General features: G+C 68.9%; 16 protein-coding genes. 9 read left to right on the top strand and 7 right to left on the bottom strand.

From position 1 onward, the window contains the following. The first annotated feature begins 14 nt into the window (after positions 1 to 14). The gene (locus tag ATK30_RS20345; RefSeq protein ID WP_101436956.1) at positions 15 to 851 is read left to right on the top strand and encodes a patatin-like phospholipase family protein; all 837 of its coding nucleotides are present in this window, start codon (positions 15 to 17) and stop codon (positions 849 to 851) included. Between the two features lie 1,235 nt (positions 852 to 2,086). Next, complete coding sequence (locus ATK30_RS20350; RefSeq protein ID WP_463672423.1) at positions 2,087 to 2,563, top strand: NADPH-dependent FMN reductase; 477 nt, start codon at positions 2,087 to 2,089, stop codon at positions 2,561 to 2,563. Here ATK30_RS20350 and ATK30_RS45640 read toward each other — a convergent pair. Both ATK30_RS45640 and ATK30_RS46890 read right to left on the bottom strand, forming a co-directional pair. Further along, positions 2,553 to 2,765, bottom strand: a complete 213-nt coding sequence (locus ATK30_RS45640; protein ID WP_208637380.1) for a hypothetical protein — start codon at positions 2,763 to 2,765, stop codon at positions 2,553 to 2,555. The two genes, ATK30_RS20350 and ATK30_RS45640, sit on opposite strands and share 11 nt — an antisense overlap. After that, entirely contained in the window at positions 2,762 to 2,884 is a 123-nt protein-coding gene (locus tag ATK30_RS46890; protein ID WP_279630007.1) for a hypothetical protein, read from the bottom strand. The genes ATK30_RS45640 and ATK30_RS46890 overlap by 4 nt, the downstream gene beginning before the upstream one ends. Positions 2,885 to 3,048: 164 nt before the next feature. Between ATK30_RS46890 and ATK30_RS20360 the strand changes: the two genes are divergently transcribed. Both ATK30_RS20360 and ATK30_RS20365 read left to right on the top strand, forming a co-directional pair. Further along, entirely contained in the window at positions 3,049 to 3,909 is an 861-nt protein-coding gene (locus tag ATK30_RS20360; protein WP_101436957.1) for a class I SAM-dependent methyltransferase, read from the top strand. A gap of 100 nt (positions 3,910 to 4,009) precedes the next feature. Next, entirely contained in the window at positions 4,010 to 4,708 is a 699-nt protein-coding gene (locus ATK30_RS20365; RefSeq protein ID WP_183123388.1) for a DUF2334 domain-containing protein, read from the top strand. Here ATK30_RS20365 and ATK30_RS20370 read toward each other — a convergent pair. After that, on the bottom strand, positions 4,705 to 5,340 hold the full coding sequence (locus tag ATK30_RS20370) for an MBL fold metallo-hydrolase (RefSeq protein WP_101436958.1): 636 nt from the start codon (positions 5,338 to 5,340) through the stop codon (positions 4,705 to 4,707). The genes ATK30_RS20365 and ATK30_RS20370 overlap by 4 nt on opposite strands. Positions 5,341 to 5,539: 199 nt before the next feature. Between ATK30_RS20370 and ATK30_RS20375 the strand changes: the two genes are divergently transcribed. Continuing rightward, positions 5,540 to 7,036 (top strand): aldehyde dehydrogenase family protein, encoded by a 1,497-nt coding sequence (locus ATK30_RS20375; RefSeq protein WP_101436959.1) that lies wholly within the window; start codon positions 5,540 to 5,542, stop codon positions 7,034 to 7,036. A 9-nt stretch (positions 7,037 to 7,045) separates the two neighbouring features. Then, positions 7,046 to 8,209: a lactate 2-monooxygenase gene (locus ATK30_RS20380; protein ID WP_101436960.1), complete on the top strand. Its 1,164-nt coding sequence runs from the start codon at positions 7,046 to 7,048 to the stop codon at positions 8,207 to 8,209. 4 nt (positions 8,210 to 8,213) lie between these two features. Here ATK30_RS20380 and ATK30_RS46895 read toward each other — a convergent pair whose 3' ends face one another. Beyond that, complete coding sequence (locus ATK30_RS46895) at positions 8,214 to 8,348, bottom strand: hypothetical protein (protein ID WP_279630008.1); 135 nt, start codon at positions 8,346 to 8,348, stop codon at positions 8,214 to 8,216. Between the two features lie 287 nt (positions 8,349 to 8,635). Between ATK30_RS46895 and ATK30_RS20385 the strand changes: the two genes are divergently transcribed. Continuing rightward, positions 8,636 to 9,751, top strand: a complete 1,116-nt coding sequence (locus ATK30_RS20385; RefSeq protein WP_244194670.1) for a glycosyltransferase 87 family protein — start codon at positions 8,636 to 8,638, stop codon at positions 9,749 to 9,751. On the opposite strand, the gene ATK30_RS20390 is transcribed toward ATK30_RS20385, so the two are convergent. Continuing rightward, positions 9,748 to 10,560 carry a class I SAM-dependent methyltransferase gene (locus ATK30_RS20390; protein ID WP_101436962.1) on the bottom strand — a complete coding sequence of 271 codons (813 nt, stop codon included), beginning with the start codon at positions 10,558 to 10,560 and terminating at the stop codon, positions 9,748 to 9,750. The two genes, ATK30_RS20385 and ATK30_RS20390, sit on opposite strands and share 4 nt — an antisense overlap. Continuing rightward, entirely contained in the window at positions 10,557 to 12,137 is a 1,581-nt protein-coding gene (locus tag ATK30_RS20395) for a GMC family oxidoreductase (RefSeq protein ID WP_101436963.1), read from the bottom strand. Before ATK30_RS20395 ends, ATK30_RS20390 begins: the two co-directional genes overlap by 4 nt. Before the next feature lie 524 nt (positions 12,138 to 12,661). On the opposite strand from ATK30_RS20395, the gene purS reads away from it, so the two are divergent. Both purS and purQ read left to right on the top strand, forming a co-directional pair. Then, a complete protein-coding gene (purS, locus tag ATK30_RS20405; RefSeq protein ID WP_037808692.1) occupies positions 12,662 to 12,901 on the top strand; it encodes a phosphoribosylformylglycinamidine synthase subunit PurS in 240 nt (79 codons plus the stop codon). Further along, positions 12,898 to 13,575 (top strand): phosphoribosylformylglycinamidine synthase subunit PurQ, encoded by a 678-nt coding sequence (gene purQ, locus ATK30_RS20410; protein ID WP_101436964.1) that lies wholly within the window; start codon positions 12,898 to 12,900, stop codon positions 13,573 to 13,575. The genes purS and purQ overlap by 4 nt, the downstream gene beginning before the upstream one ends. An 84-nt stretch (positions 13,576 to 13,659) precedes the next feature. Here purQ and ATK30_RS20415 read toward each other — a convergent pair whose 3' ends face one another. Continuing rightward, a complete protein-coding gene (locus ATK30_RS20415) occupies positions 13,660 to 14,949 on the bottom strand; it encodes an outer membrane protein assembly factor BamB family protein (protein ID WP_244194944.1) in 1,290 nt (429 codons plus the stop codon). Between the last annotated feature and the right edge of the window lie 105 nt (positions 14,950 to 15,054).

The following is a 15,054-nucleotide window of genomic DNA, read 5'->3' on the forward strand; positions in this document are numbered from 1 at the left end:
GGGAAAGGAGCGGCATGAGCCGAGCTTTGGTGTTGGGCGGCGGTGGCGTCGCCGGGATCGCGTGGGCGACCGGATTGCTGACCGGTCTCGCGGAAGCGGGCCAGGACGTGACCGGAGCCGACGTGCTGATCGGCACGTCGGCGGGCGCGGCGGTGGCGGCGCAGGTGGGCAGCGGATTGCCGCTGCCGCAGCTCTACGCGCGGCAGACCGATCCGTCCTTGCAAGCGGCGGAGATCGCGGCCGAGTTCGACCCGGAAAAGTTCGGCGAGGAGTTCGCCGCGGTGCTGGCCGAGGTCGGCACCGCGGCGGAAACCCGCCAGGCGATGGGAAAATATGCCCTGGCCGCGGAAACCGTACCGGAACCGCGGCGGCGCGCGGTGATCGAATCCCGCCTGCCGTCTCATGAGTGGCCCGAGCGTGCCGTGAAAATCGTTGCGGTGGACGCGGAAACCGGTGAACCGGCGGTGTTCGACCGCACGTCCGGCGTCCCGCTGGTCGACGCGGTCGAGGCAAGCTGCGCGGTGCCCGGCGTCTGGCCAGTGGTGCCGATCAACGGAAAGCAGTACGTGGACGGTGGCGTCCGTTCCTCCGCGAATGCGGACTATGCAACAGGTTTCGCCCAGGTGACAGTGGTCGTCCCGATGGGCGCGGCAGAGGTGTTCCCGACGGAGCGGTCGTTCGACCAGGTGCTGGCGGATCTGCGCTCGGCAGGCGCGAAGGTGGCGGTACTGGAGCCAGACGAGGCCTCGGTCGCGGCGATCGGCCCGAACCCCCTGGACCCAGGCACCCGCGCGGCAGCCGCGGCGGCTGGCTTGGCACAGGGTCAACGGGGAGGGGTGGTGTGGGAGTGAGGTCGGCGCGCCGCCTGGTGACTTGCCGCTGACCCTCGGCGAGCCATTCGCGGGTTCCGGCGCCACGGTTTTGAGCTGGCCGCGGATGGTTGTCGCGAGATCGTCGTCGGACAATCGTGCCTGCGCTTGGTCGAACTGCCGGTTGCCGGCCGAACGACTTGCGCGCAGTCTGCTCGCCGTCGGTTCCTGGTTGCTGCGGAACTTATGTTCGGCTGGTTGTTGGCGGGTTGTGCCTGCCTGGTAGCCGACGACGTGGTTGCTGTGTGACCTGCGCTCGGGTGGCGGGTTGAGCCTGCCTGGGCGTCGACGACGTGGTTGCTATGGAGTCTGCGCTTGGCTGGTTGCTGGAGGGTTGTGCCTGGTTGGTCGCTGATGGCGTGGTTGCCGTGGAGCCTGTGCTCGGTTGGCGGTTGGCGGGTCGTGCCAGGTCGGCCGCCCACCGCGCGGCTGCTGTGGAACCTGCGCTCGGCCGAGTATCGGCGAGCTGGGTCGGCTCCGGCGCGGCCTGGTCGCAGGCGGTCGATGTTGACGTAGGGCCTGCGCTCGGCACGCGGAGTCAGCCTCGGTGGGGCTCGTTGCCGTTGCTTCCCCAGTGGCCGCGGAACCGGCATTCGGCTGAGTGTCTGTAGGCCGCGCCAGTCCGGCGCAGGCCTGCCTCGTCGATTCCAGGGTGCTGCCGAACTTGAGTTCGGGCTGTCTGCCAAAGCAGTGCCGGTTCCGGATCGAGCGGGCTGCTGTCGGTTCCGGGCTGCTGTGCAAGTTGCGCTCGGCGGGTCGTGCCGGTTCTGGCGCGGGCTCGTCGCTGTTGGTTTCGGCTTGCTGCCGAGCCTGCATTCGCCTGGGTGTCGGCGGGCCGCGTCAGCTTCGGTGTAGGTCCGCCCCGCCGACTCCGCGCTACTGGTTTCAGGTTGCTGCCGAGCCCGCATTCGGCTGAGTGTCGACGGGCCGTGTCAGCCTTGGCGCAGGCCCGCGCCGCTGGTTCCGGGCCGTTGCGGTCTGCGCTCCGTTGATTCATCCAATCTCCACTGAGAGTTCACCGCCAAGCTCGCGTGGTCTCGAAGTGGATGGCGGTGCTGGCGTGTCGTGTGGCGATTGCGTTCGTGCGGTAGCAGTGGGTGAAACTCAGCACCCCCGAAAAAAGCCGACCCCGCAACGACTCCCGTGCTGGCACACTGGGCTTCGTGCTTCTGCTCATCAGCGGCAGTCTGCGGGCCGGCTCGGTCAATGCGGCTGTCATCGCGACCGCGGCCGGTTTTACGTCGTCCACTGTGTACGGTGGGCTCGCTGGGCTGCCGCATTTCAATCCGGACTGCGATCGGGGTCCGTTGCCCGTCGAGGTCGTGGCGTTGCGGGAGGCGATCGGGGCGGCGGACGGCGTCCTGTTCTGCACTCCGGAGTACGCCGGCGGCCTGCCGGGTTCCTTCAAGAACCTGCTCGACTGGACCATCGGCGGCGGTGAGATGTACGGCAAGCCCGTCGCGTGGATCAACGCGTCTTCGGTCGCCGCGCCGACCGGGGGTGCGGACGCGCACGAGTCTCTCCGCAAAACGCTCACCTACGCGGGCACCCGCATCGTCGACGAAGCTTGTGCGCGGATTCCCATTCCCCGCCAGGCCGTCGAGAACGGGGCCCTCATCGACCCCGACCTGCGCGGGCGGGTCGCGGTCGCGGTGCGGCGACTGGTCGAGGCGGCCAAACCGGTCAATCCGTGAGCTGCTGAGCCCAATCGAGAAAACCGGTTAGCAACGGCGGTGGGCGGAAGTGCCGCGGCATCCTGAGGCAGGTCGCGAACCGGGCAACGGCGGTCGGTGCTGCCGCAAGCACCCGGAACAGGAAGCCAGTGGTCCGGAGCCGGAAGATTTCGCCGCCGCCGCGGGCGTCCACCACGGCTTCGCGACGGCCGGGCTCGATCACGGATACCGGTCGACCTCGCCGCGGATCTGCGCGGTCGCCGCACCGATGGCGTTGGCCAGCGAGTAGTGGTCCGGTCGGCGGACCTCGCCGGAACCGGCCAGCTCGTCGGGCAGCAGCACCGAAATCCCGTCGTGGTCTTCTCCGGGATGGAAGCACGTAATCCGCCGCCCTTATCGCGGCGTCACCGGACCAGCGGGCCTGGAGTTCCGTCGCCATACGGAGAGCGCAGGCTCGCCCGAAAATAGGTGGCCCTGCGGTATTTGCCCGAATAGCCTGCGCAAGAGTGAGTTACGAGCATCCCCTCGCCTACCTCATCGGCATCGAAGGAGCCGCGTTGCTCCGCGCGTTCACCGGCGAGCACGACCGCGAGTTCGTTGAAGCGCGTCTAGCTGACGTCCGTGCGTTGCTAGCCGACGACAAGCTGGCCAACGGGGTCGAGGTAACTCAGCTCGCCCCGCGAGAAGGGTACGCGCGTTGGGCCGCGGCGTATGACTCCGGCGAGAACGCGGCGTTCGCCGACGAGCCGCACCTCGCGACCATCCTCGACACCATCCCGCCCGGCCGCGCGCTCGACGCCGCCTGCGGCACTGGACGACTCACCCGCCTCCTGGTCGAACGCGGTCACCAGGTCATCGCCGTCGATGGTTCGCCCGAGATGCTCAGCCACGCCAGAGCCGATGAGACTCTCGTCGCCGACCTGCGGGAACTCCCGGTCGACGACGGTTCGCAGGACGTCGTGCTCTGCGGCCTCGCGCTGGCGCACGTGCCGGACCTGGCTCCGGTGATCGCGGAGTTCGCCCGCGTCCTCGTCCCAGGCGGGCACCTCGTCCTCTCCGACGTGCATCCCGAGCAGGTCCAGCGCGGATCGATCCCCTCCGTGCGCACGGCCGACGGCGCTCCGGCTCGGGTGCGAACGAACCACCATCGCGTTGGCGACTACGTGCGTGCATTCCTCAACTCGGGTCTCACGCCGGTGAGCTGTCAGGAGCCGACGCCGGCACCGGTCGAACCGCGGCATGTCCCGGGAGGCGGGCCGTGGGATCTCTGGCCGTGGTCGCTTAACGGCCTGATCCCGGACGCGCTCGCCGCAGCGGCGAAGGACGTGCCGTCGATGCTCATCTGGCACTGCCGCAAAGCCGCATAACCGCCGAGCCCATCCGGCTGTGACTGTCCGCCGCGTAAGTCTCACTCGCAGTTCACGGAGCGGTCAGGCGGTCGCCACACGGCTGCGGCGCAATGGTGGCGTGGATGCTCGCCTGCTGGTCTCGCTGTCCGGGGTCACCACACGCACGCTGCACCGGTGTGCGCATCTGGCGGCCGAACTCGAACGTCGGCACGTCCCGCTGTCGATTCTGCACGTCGCGCGCACCGGGGACGGGCCTGTCACGGCCTGGGTCCGTACGCGCGCCGCAGCGGGTGATTCCGTGCTGCTCAACGGCTACGACCACCGCATCCCGCCGACGCATCGCGCCGTGCACCTGGGGCGTAAGGCGGAGTTCGCGGCGCTCCCCGCGCACGAAGCGCGGCTTCGGCTCATCGCCGCGAAGGCCGCTCTCGACGCGACTGGCGTAGCTGTCGACGGCTTCGCACCGCCGCGTTGGCTCGCGTCTCCTGGCACTGTGCAGGCGTTGCGGGAGCACGGCTTCACGCTGTGCGCCGACCAAAACGCCGTCCGGGACCTGGTGACCGGCGAGATCCGGCGCGCGCGGGTACAGGACTTCACGAGTCAGTCGCACCGTACGGAGACTGTCCGCTGCTTCGCGCTGGTACTGGCCTCCGCCCGGGCCGCGCGCCGAGGCGGGCTGGTGCGGCTCGGCATTGACGCCGCTGACCTCAGCCGCCCCGGCTTGCGGCAGGCGTTGCTGGACGCGGTGGACGTCGCCCTCGAAAACCGGGCGTTCGGGAGCACCTACGGCTCCCTGCGCCACACCGCTCCCGCCTAGACCTCCGTCGCGACGCCTCGTTCCAGCACCTTCACGTCGGTGCCCTCCGGGGCGAGGTTCTGGAACAGCCCGTAGTGCATCGCCGGGTTGGCCAGCACCGCCTCGTGGATCGGCACCGACCGGCGCGGCGCGACCGCGCGCAGGAAGTCCACCGCTTCGCCCGCCTTCAGCCACGGCGCCCCGGTGGGCAGGCCGAGCACGTCGACCTTCTGCTCGGGCACGAAGAACGAGTCGCCCGGGTGGTAGAACGCGTCGTGGTCGACGAGGTAGCCGATGTTCGGGATCACCGGGATGTCGGCGTGGATCACCGCGTGCTCGCCGCCGACGACCGACACCGACGTGCCGCCGAACTCGAACGCGTCCCCGGGCCGAGCGATCTCGAACTCCAAGTGCAGCTTCTCGATCGCCTCGGCCGAACCGGGGTCGACGATCAGCTTCGCGTCCGGATTCGCCTTGAGCAGGCCGGGCAGCCGTTCGACGTCGAGGTGGTCGAAATGCTGGTGGGTGATCAGCACCGCGGACAGTTCGCGCTCGGCCTCGAAGCCGGTGGAGAACGTGCCCGGGTCGAGCAGAATCCGCTCCGCGGCGGTCTCGAGCAGTACGCAGGAATGTCCGAAATGGACGATCCGCATCAGGTTTTCTCCTTACCAGATTGGTCGCCTCAACTTTACGCTTGAGGCCCGGCCGGACGCCGGTGTCCAGCGCGGGCTCCCGGTCGGAGGACTTTCCGCGCTCGCTCCCGGATGCCATGCTGGCGGGAAGCCCGGGCAACTGTTGGCAGAGTGTCAGCAACCTCGTAGCCTGGGGGTCCACCGAGACGGGGAGACGCCGATGACCGCGGTCCAGCCGAAGCCGACGCCCGTCGGCGAGACGTTCGATTCGCTCAGCCCGGCCACCGACGAGGTCGTCGGCACCTATCCGGTGCACACGGCCGAGGAAGTCGGCTCCGCTGTCGAGCGGGCGAGGGCGGCCGCGCGCTGGTGGGACGGGCTTGGCTTCGCCGGTCGCGCGGAGCGGCTCCAGCGCTGGAAGGGCGTGCTGACCCGGCGGCTCCCGCAGCTGTGCCAGGTCGTGCGCGACGAAACGGGCAAGCCGATCGCGGACGCCCAGCTCGAGAGCGTGCTGGCGATCGAGCACATCGCGTGGGCGGCGAAGAACGCCCGCAAGGTGCTCGGCAAGCACCGCCGCTCGTCCGGCCTCCTGATGGCCAACCAGGCCGCGACCGTCGAGTACCTCCCGCTCGGCGTCGTCGGCGTGATCGGGCCGTGGAACTACCCGGTGTTCACTCCGCTCGGTTCCATCGCGTACGCGCTGGCCGCGGGCAACGCCGTCGTCTTCAAGCCGAGCGAGTACACCCCGGGCGTCGGGAAATGGCTGGTCGACGCCTTCGCGGAGATCGTGCCTGAGCAGCCGGTGCTGCAGCTGGTCACCGGTTTCGGCGAGACCGGGGCCGCGCTGGTCGGCTCCGGCGTGGACAAGATCGCGTTCACCGGCTCCGCGGCCACCGGCAAGAAGATCATGGCCGCCGCCGCGAACACCCTGACCCCGGTCGTGATCGAGGCCGGCGGCAAGGACGCGCTGCTGGTCGACACGGACGCGGACCTCGAGGCGGCGGCCGACGCCACTGTCTGGGGCGCGTTCTCGAACTCCGGCCAGACCTGCATCGGCGTCGAGCGGGTCTACGTGCACGAACGCGTGGCCGACGAGTTCGTCGCGCGGGTCGTCGAGAAGGCGAAGAACGTGCGCGCCGGCTCCGACGAGGACGCGCAGTACGGCCCGATCACCATGCCGTCTCAGCTGTCGGTGATCCGTCGGCACATCGAGGACGCACTGAAACGCGGCGGGAAAGCGGTGGTCGGCGGCGTGGAGAGCGTCGGCGACCGCTATGTCCAGCCGACCGTGCTGGTGGACGTCCCCGAGGACTCCGAGGCGGTGCGCGAGGAGACCTTCGGGCCGACGGTCACCATCGCCAAGGTCCGCGACATGGACGAAGCGATCGAGAAGGCCAACGCCACCAAGTACGGCCTCGGATCCACGGTGTTCTCCCGGGCGCGCGGTGCCGAGCTGGCATCGCGGCTGCGCGCGGGCATGACCTCGGTGAACGCGCCGCTTTCGTTCGCCGGCATCGCGTCGCTGCCCTTCGGCGGCGTCGGCGATTCCGGATTCGGCCGAATCCACGGTCCCGAAGGGCTGCGCGAGTTCGCCCGGCCGAAGGCGGTGGCCCGGCAGCGGTTCACCGCGCCGATCACGCTCACTTCCTTCTCCCGCAAGGAATCCACGGACGCGCTGGTCGCCAAGCTGATCACCGTCCTGCACGGCAAGCGCTGAGGAGAACTGTTGCCCGCCTTCGGCGATTTCCAGCACGAGATCTACTTCGCCGGATTGTCCGGCCGCGTTCCGGACCTGCCGATGGCGTACGCGGAACTGGAAGCGCGTGCGGCACAAGCGCTTCCGCCGTCCGTACTGTCCTATGTGGCCGGTGGTGCGGGTGACGAGCGGACCCAGCGCGCGAACGTCGAGGCGTTCGAGCGCTGGGGCCTGGTCCCGCGGATGTTCGTCGGCGCGAAGGAACGCGACCTGTCGGTGGATCTGTTCGGAATGCGGCTGCCGTCGCCGCTGTTCCTCGCGCCGGTCGGGGTGATCGGCCTGTGCGCGCAGGACGGCCACGGCGACCTCGCGACCGCGCGGGCCAGCGCTCGGACGGGCGTGCCGATGGTCGCTTCGACGCTGAGCGTCGACCCGATGGAAACGCTCGTCCCGGAACTGGGCGACACCCCAGGGTTCTTCCAGCTCTACACGCCCACCGACCGGGACGTCGCCGCTTCGCTCGTGGAACGCGCCGAGGCAGCGGGCTTCCGCGGCATCGTCGTCACGCTCGACACCTGGGTCACCGGATGGCGGCCGCGCGACCTGTCGACGGCGAACTTCCCGCAGCTGCGCGGGCACTGCCTGGCCAACTACTTCACCGACCCGGTTTTCCGGGAACGGCTCGACAAGGCCCCCGAGGACGACCCGGCGGCCGCCGTCGGACTGTGGGCTCAGCTTTTCGGCAACCCGCTGACCTGGGAAGACCTGCCCTGGCTGCGGTCGCTGACGAAGCTTCCGCTGCTGGTCAAAGGCATCCAGCACCCCGAGGACGCCCGCCGCGCCATCGACGGCGGGGTCGACGGGATCTACTGCTCGAACCACGGCGGACGGCAGGCCAACGGCGGCCTCCCGGCGCTGGACTGCCTGGCCGAGGTGGTCGACGCCGCGGACGGCACCCCGGTGCTGTTCGACTCCGGCGTTCGCTCCGGAGCCGACATGGTCAAGGCGCTGGCTTTGGGCGCGACCGCGGTGGGCGTCGGCCGCCCGTACGCGTGGGGCTTGTCGCTGGCTGGTGAGGACGGCGTTGTCCATGTTCTGCGTACCTTGCTCGCTGAAGCTGACTTGATCATGGCTGTCGACGGCTATCCGACCCTGGCGGACCTCACCAGGGATGCGCTGCGGAACGTCGGCTAGCCGCTTACCCGGGCACGAAGTACCCCTCGCTCTCGTTCCACGGGAGATCGAAATCGTGCAGGTGCACGTGCCACTGCGCGTCCGGAACGGCGCGGCGCAACTCGGTTACCGAGCCCAGCACCTGTCCGAGCACGGGCATCACCCGGTCCGAGGTCGAACGGCATCGGCAACGACCGAGCCTGGTTCGATGCTGTCCTCATCCAGAGAGAGGCTTTCCTTGTCCGGATAAGGGAAAGCTGGCTCGCGTGGTAGCGGAGGGAAGTGCTCATGGCGCGAGCGTAGCGACGGGGTCCGACAAAACAGCCAAATATCGACAAACCGTCTGGCGTCCGGCTTGCCGTTACAATCGCCGCCCATATGTGGTTGCAGGGAAAGGTCAGGCGGACGCCCGCCGTGTTGTCCGTCGTCGCCGCGATAGTGCTTGTCATGGGCGCAGCGGCTGCCCTCAGCAGCTTCACGCCGGTTGACCTGCAGGTCTACCGCTTCGGTGCGGACGCTGTCCTCCACGGCGGCGACCTTTACGGCGCTCTCCCCACCACCACGGCAGGTTCCATGCTGCCGTTCATCTACCCGCCGTTCGCCGCGATTCTCTTCTCCGCCTTGGCGCTTCCGCCGCTCTCCGTCGCGTCCGTGCTGATTGACCTCGTCTCGGCGGCGTCGCTTTGGGCCGTCCTGTACGTGACCGTCCGCCGTCTGTGGCAGAGCTGGAACCGCAGCACCGCGGCAGTGGCCGCGTCCGCGCTCACCGTTGCGGCGCTTGCCTTCGAACCGGTGCGTTCGACGCTCTCCTTCGGACAGATCAACCTGGTCCTGATGGCCCTCGTCTCGGTCGACTGCCTCACGCCCAATCCGCGCTGGCCGCGCGGCGTGCTCGTCGGCCTTGCCGCCGCGATCAAGGTGACGCCCGCCGGTTTCCTGCTGTTCTTCTTGCTCGCCAAGGATTACCGCGCCGCCAGAAACGCACTTTTCGTCGGTGCCGCAGCCACGTTGGTGGGTTTCCTGGTCGCTCCGCGCGCTTCCGCCGAGTACTTCTTCGGTGGCGGCCTCACCAATGCCGACGGTTTCAGCGGCTCTCCCTACGCGACCAACCAGACCATCGAAGGCGCTCTCAACCGTCTCGCCCTGCTGCCGCACACCCACGATCTGCTGTGGCTGACCCTGTCCGCGTTCGTCCTCATCGCCACCGTGCTCGTCATGCGGCGTGTCGACGGACCACTGGCCTTCGTCGTCAACGCGACAGCCGTGCTCGTCCTGTCACCGATTTCCTGGTCGCACCACTGGGTTTGGGCAGTGCCCGCGACGCTCGTCCTCGCCGCCCGGGTGCGCACGCCCCGCGCGGCCGCCGCCTTGGTCGCGAGCGTCGCGGTCTTCGTCGCCGCGCCGCACACCCTCGTGCCGTCCAGCGGAATGAAAGAACTCGCGTGGACCCCGTGGCAGCACCTCGTCGGCGATTCCTACCTCATTCTCGCCCTAGGTTTCCTCGCGTGGCAGCTCTTCGCGTTGCAGCCTGCCCGCGTTCCTGCTTTCGAACGCGCCCGTTAAGCCGAACCAGGCCATACCAGGGTCACCAGATCCCGGCCGGAAGACCCGAGGTCTGGCGGCATTTCCGGGTCGACCCCCATCTCCAGCAACGCCCGCTCGACCTCCCCGGCCGCATCGGCAGGCAAACACAACCGCCGCCGGACGACGTCCACTGCGGTCGCGAACTCCGCGTACTCCGGCTCCGGCGGCCGTCGCCATTCCACGACTTCCGGCTCGATCCCCACTTCCGCGAGCGCCGCGAGGCAGTCCTCGACAGTCGGGCCGGCCGGTCGCTCGATGCCGTGAAACCGTTGCCACAACGGGTTGAGCTCGGTCAACGGATGCCGCGCGGCCGTCTCGACCACCACCCGCCGCCGCGCCGCCGCAGTGAGCGCCGCGGCGAACGGGGCCAGGTCAGGGACGTTGTAGACCACGTTTCCGCACACCACGACGTCTGCCTGGCCAGCTTCCTTGGCGAGATCGGGCCACCGGCCGGACAGCAGCCGATGCTCCACGCCCGCGGCTCGCTCGGCGAAGGCCGCGAGCAACTCGTCGTCGGTGTCCAGCGCGGTCACGGCGGTGACGTTCGACCGGCCGACCAGGGGCAGGCTCGCCGCCCCGGCCGCCGCGCCGATGTCGAGGACTGTGCCCGGTTCCTGCAGTGCCTCGGCGGCCAGCCGGTGCGTCGCCCCGATCGGCGCGGCGATCTGCCGGTCGGCCCGTCGCAGGAACACCTCGCGCGGAAGGACCCACGGCGATTCCGGAGGATGCACGGTGTCCGGAATCGCCCAGGAGGCAAGGAGGTCCCGCCAGGTTGACAGAGCGGTCATCGAGAACGAATCAGGTCGGCCGCCTTCTCCGCCACCATGATCGTCGGCGCGTTGGTGTTCCCTCGCGGCACCACCGGCATCACCGAGGCGTCCACCACCCGCAGTCCCGAAACCCCGCGCACCTTCAAATCCGGGTCCACCACCGCGTGTTCGCCGCTGCCCATCGCGCACGTGCCGACGGGGTGGTACAGCGTCTGAGTGTTCTGCCGGACGTGCTCAGTCAACGCCTCGTCCGACAGATCATGCGTCGCAGGCAGGAACGGCCGGTCCAAGAACTTCGCCAACGGGCCGGACCGACCGATCTCGATCAGCGACCGCAACGCCGACTTCACCGTCTCCAGGTCGATCGATTCCGCGTAATACGCCGGGTCGATTTCCGGCTTCCACAACGGATTCGCCGATTTCAGCCGCAGCCGGCCGCGGCTCGCGACGTCGACCAGCGTGGCCGCCGACGTGAACCCGGGACAGGTCGGTTCGCGCAGTCCGTTGTCGTAGAACAACGTCGGGGCCACGTGGATCTGCATGTCCGGCGCGGCCAGTCCGTCGCGGGTCGAGTAGAACGCTCCGGCCTCGCCGATGTTCGACGCGAGCGGGCCGCGTTTGGTCAGCTGGTAGCGCATCAGCCCGGCCGGCGTCGCGGAGTCCGCGATGTCCGTCGTGCCCTTCGTCGACCAGATCACGCCGACCGCCGGGTGGTCGTGCAGGTTGTCGCCGACGCCGGGCAGCGCGGCGACCACGTCGATGCCCAGCTCGCGCAGATGCTCGGCCGGTCCGACGCCGGAGAGCATCAGCAGCTGCGGCGAGTTGATCGCGCCGCCGGACAACAGGACTTCAGCGTCCGCGCGGACCGTCGTCGGCACGCCCTTGTCCAAATAGGACACACCGACCGCTCGCGTGCCCTCGAAAACCACCTTCATGACCTGAGCGTTCGTCCGCACCGTCAGGTTCGGCCGCGACAAAGCGGGCCGCAGGTAAGCGTCCGCGGTGGACCAGCGCCGACCACGCTTGCACGTGACCTGGTAGAGCCCGGCGCCCTCCTGTGATTCGCCGTTGAAGTCGTCCGTGTGCTTGAGCCCCCACGCGACCGCGCTGTCCACCCAGGCGTGCGACAGCTCGTGCGTGAACCGCCGGTCCTCGACGTGCAGCGGGCCGTCCGTGCCGTGCAGCGGACCGCCGAAGCGCTGGTTGCCCTCGGCGCGCTTGAAGTACGGCAGCACGTCGTCCCAGCCCCAGCCGGTCGCTCCGTGCGCATCGCGCCAGCCGTCGTAGTCGGCGCGGTTGCCGCGGATGTAGATCATCGCGTTGATCGACGAGCACCCGCCGAGCATCCGGCCGCGCGGCCAGTACTCCCTCTTGCCGGTGTGCTTCTGCTCGACCGTCTCGTAGTTCCAGTCCCATTTCGTCTTGAACAGCGACGCGAACGCCGCCGGGATCCGGACCTCGTCCGCGGTGTCCTCGCCACCGGCCTCGAGCAGCAGCACCCGCGCGGACGGGTCCTCGCTCAGCCGGTTCGCCAGGACGCAGCCCGCACTGCCCGCGCCGACGATCACGTAGTCGAAGGAGTCCTGCTCTGGCACGCTGCCTCCCGGTGGTGTTGACGCCCTGTCAACGACACATCATGGCGCAGGTCACGCTACGCGCAAGTCCCCGGAAAACCGATCAGTCAGAAGTGGGGTCGAAGGAGGTGGTCCACGCGCCGGCCACCGCGCGGCCCTGGCTGGCTGACCTGTCGCGTTCGGCGTCGACGTGCACGATGGTCTGTCCCGCGGTCTCCAGCACCTCCGTCTTGCGCGCACGTCACCCAGCCGGTGAACGCGACCGGGCCGCCGAGCACCACGACCACAGAGCCCAGCGAGATCCACAGCCCGGCCTTCGACATCCTCTTCGGCGGCTGCGGCGGGTCCGGGCCGAACTGCGGCTGGCCGAGCGGCGGGAACTGCCCCTGCTGCGGCCCGCGCGGCGGAAAAGGACCCGGCCGCGGGTACTGGCCTTGCGGCGGGTGGTTCAGGTCTCCCGCTCGATACCGGTCTGTCTGCCAGTCAGGCTGGTGACGTAAGCTTCAACCGCACCCACGACCTGCAGAAATAAGGAGCAGCCAGCCGTGGCTCGAGTCGTTGTCGACGTCATGCCCAAACCCGAGATCCTCGACCCGCAGGGCCAGGCGGTGGCGCGCGCGCTGCCGCGGCTGGGCTTCTCCGGGGTCGCCGACGTGCGCCAGGGGCGGCATTTCGAACTCGAGGTCGACGACGACGTCGATGACGAGACGCTGGCCAAGATGGCCGAGGGGTTCCTCGCCAACCCGGTGATCGAGCAGTGGACGATCCGGCGGGTGGAGGCGTGAGCGCCCGCATCGGCGTCATCACCTTCCCCGGCACGCTCGACGACGGCGACGCCGCCCGCGCGGTCCGCTACGCCGAGGCCGAGGCGGTTTCGCTCTGGCACGCCGACGACGACCTGAAGGGCGTCGACGCGGTCGTCGTCCCCGGCGGCTTCTCGTACGGCGACTACCTGCGCGCCGGCGTGATCGCCCGCTACGCGCCGGTGATGTCCTCGGTCATCGACGCGGCCCGCAAGGGCATGCCGGTGCTCGGCATCTGCAACGGCTTCCAGATCCTGTGCGAGGCCGGTCTGCTGCCCGGCGCGATGATCCGCAACGTCGGCCTGCACTTCGTGTGCCGCGACCAGTGGCTGCGCGTGGACAACAACACCACCGCGTGGACCACGCGTTTCGAGGCGGGCGCGGAAATCCTGGTGCCGGTCAAGAACAACGACGGCTGCTACGTCGCCGAACAGTCCACTGTGGACATGCTGGAGGCCGAAGGCCGCGTGGTGTTCCGCTACGTCGGCGGCAACCCGAACGGCTCCCGCAACGACATCGCGGGCGTCACCAGCGAGAACGGCCGCGTGGTCGGTCTCATGCCGCATCCGGAGCACGCGATCGACGCGCTCACCGGCCCGTCCGACGACGGCCTCGGCCTGTTCTACAGCGCGGTCGACGCGCTCGTGAAAGCCTAAGGTGCCCGCATCCGTGAAGGGAACCAGTCGGGACTCTGAGTCCCGGCTGGTTCCCTTCACGGATGCGGGCTGGGATGACCGTGTTCAGCCGAGCCGGAAGACCAGTGCCGTGGACTGCCCGCTGTAGATCCCGCGGACTCCGAAAACGGCCCCGTCTGCCCAGAACAAACGGCAGAACCACGGTGCCAAGCGGCGATCGCCGGAACCCGTGAGCGAGACCGTGCGCACGGGTGTCACAGCTCCGGTGTCCAGTGAGAACTTGACGATGTGCTGGTCAGGACTGTCCTGGCCAGCGGAGACCACGGCGATCACCTGCCCGTGGTCCACCGCGAGCGGTGCCGCGACAATGCCGCCGCCGGGTGCCGGGGCTTCCCAGCGTTTGGCACCGGTGTGGAGGTCGAACGCGGCGAGGCGATTGGGCTTCTGCGGGTTTGTCAGCGCGATCATCGTGGTGCCCGTGACGAGTGCTCGCGAACGTCGATGTGACGTGCCGTTGGAGATCCCGCTCAGGCTGTAGCCGAATCCGTCGTCGCCCATGAAGCCGTTCAACGCGTCTCCGGCCTCGATGGTGGAAACCGGTTCGAGCGAGTCGCCGAGAGTTTCGTACACCCCTTTCGATGCATCGCTGAGGTAGGCGACCAGTGGCGACGCGCTCACCCACGCCATCGTGAGGTAGGACTTGCTCTTCACGAACTCGTTGTGCTGCTTGGTTTTTCCGGTCGTGGGATCGACGCCAACGGCGACGTACAAGTCCTCGCCGGAGTCCTTGGCGCTGCAGTGGGACAGCAGCACGAAGTCCGCGGTCCGCGGCACCCCGTCCGACGGGATGCAGTTCGAGTACACCTTCTCGTCGGTCGGTGGCGAGACCTCGGACCAGCGGACGGCGCCGGTGGTCGCGTCCAGCCCGAGCAGCTGTTGGTAGTGCACGACCACGACCGAACCGCCGACGATCTCCAGCACTGCGTGCTCGTCGAGTTTCGCCTCCGACGGGCTTCCCGACGAGGTGATGGGCATCGCCCGCTGCCACAGCAGCTTTCCCGCGTTGACATCCAGCACGGCCGCGCTCGAGCAGCGATCCCCATAGCCGACGGCGATGTGGTTATCGACGACAGAGGTGCTCGCCCCGCAGAAATGGCCGGAGGGGGAGGGGATTCTCCAGCGTTCCTTGCCGTCGCTTCGTGCGTACGCGACCGCATAGGTGTCGTTCACCAGCACCAGCTCGTCGCCCACGACCCAGGAATCGATGCCGTTCTCGTACGGCGGGATCCGGTCCGATCCCAGCTGCCACTGGCCTGGCTGGGACACCGCGATCGCGTGGCCGGGCACCTTGCCGCTGTAGAGCGCGAGCGGTACCACGATCGCCGCGATCACCACGGCTGCCAAAAATGCCGAGCTTACGAGAAGGACCCGCCGGCCCCCCATTTTCTCAGTCACTACCCGCTCCCCCTTTCGATGCGGGTAGTGTATTTGGGGAAATCT

Origin of the sequence: Amycolatopsis echigonensis (assembly GCF_002846615.1) — a bacterium.
In the GTDB taxonomy this organism is placed as follows: Bacteria; Actinomycetota; Actinomycetes; order Mycobacteriales; family Pseudonocardiaceae; genus Amycolatopsis; species Amycolatopsis echigonensis.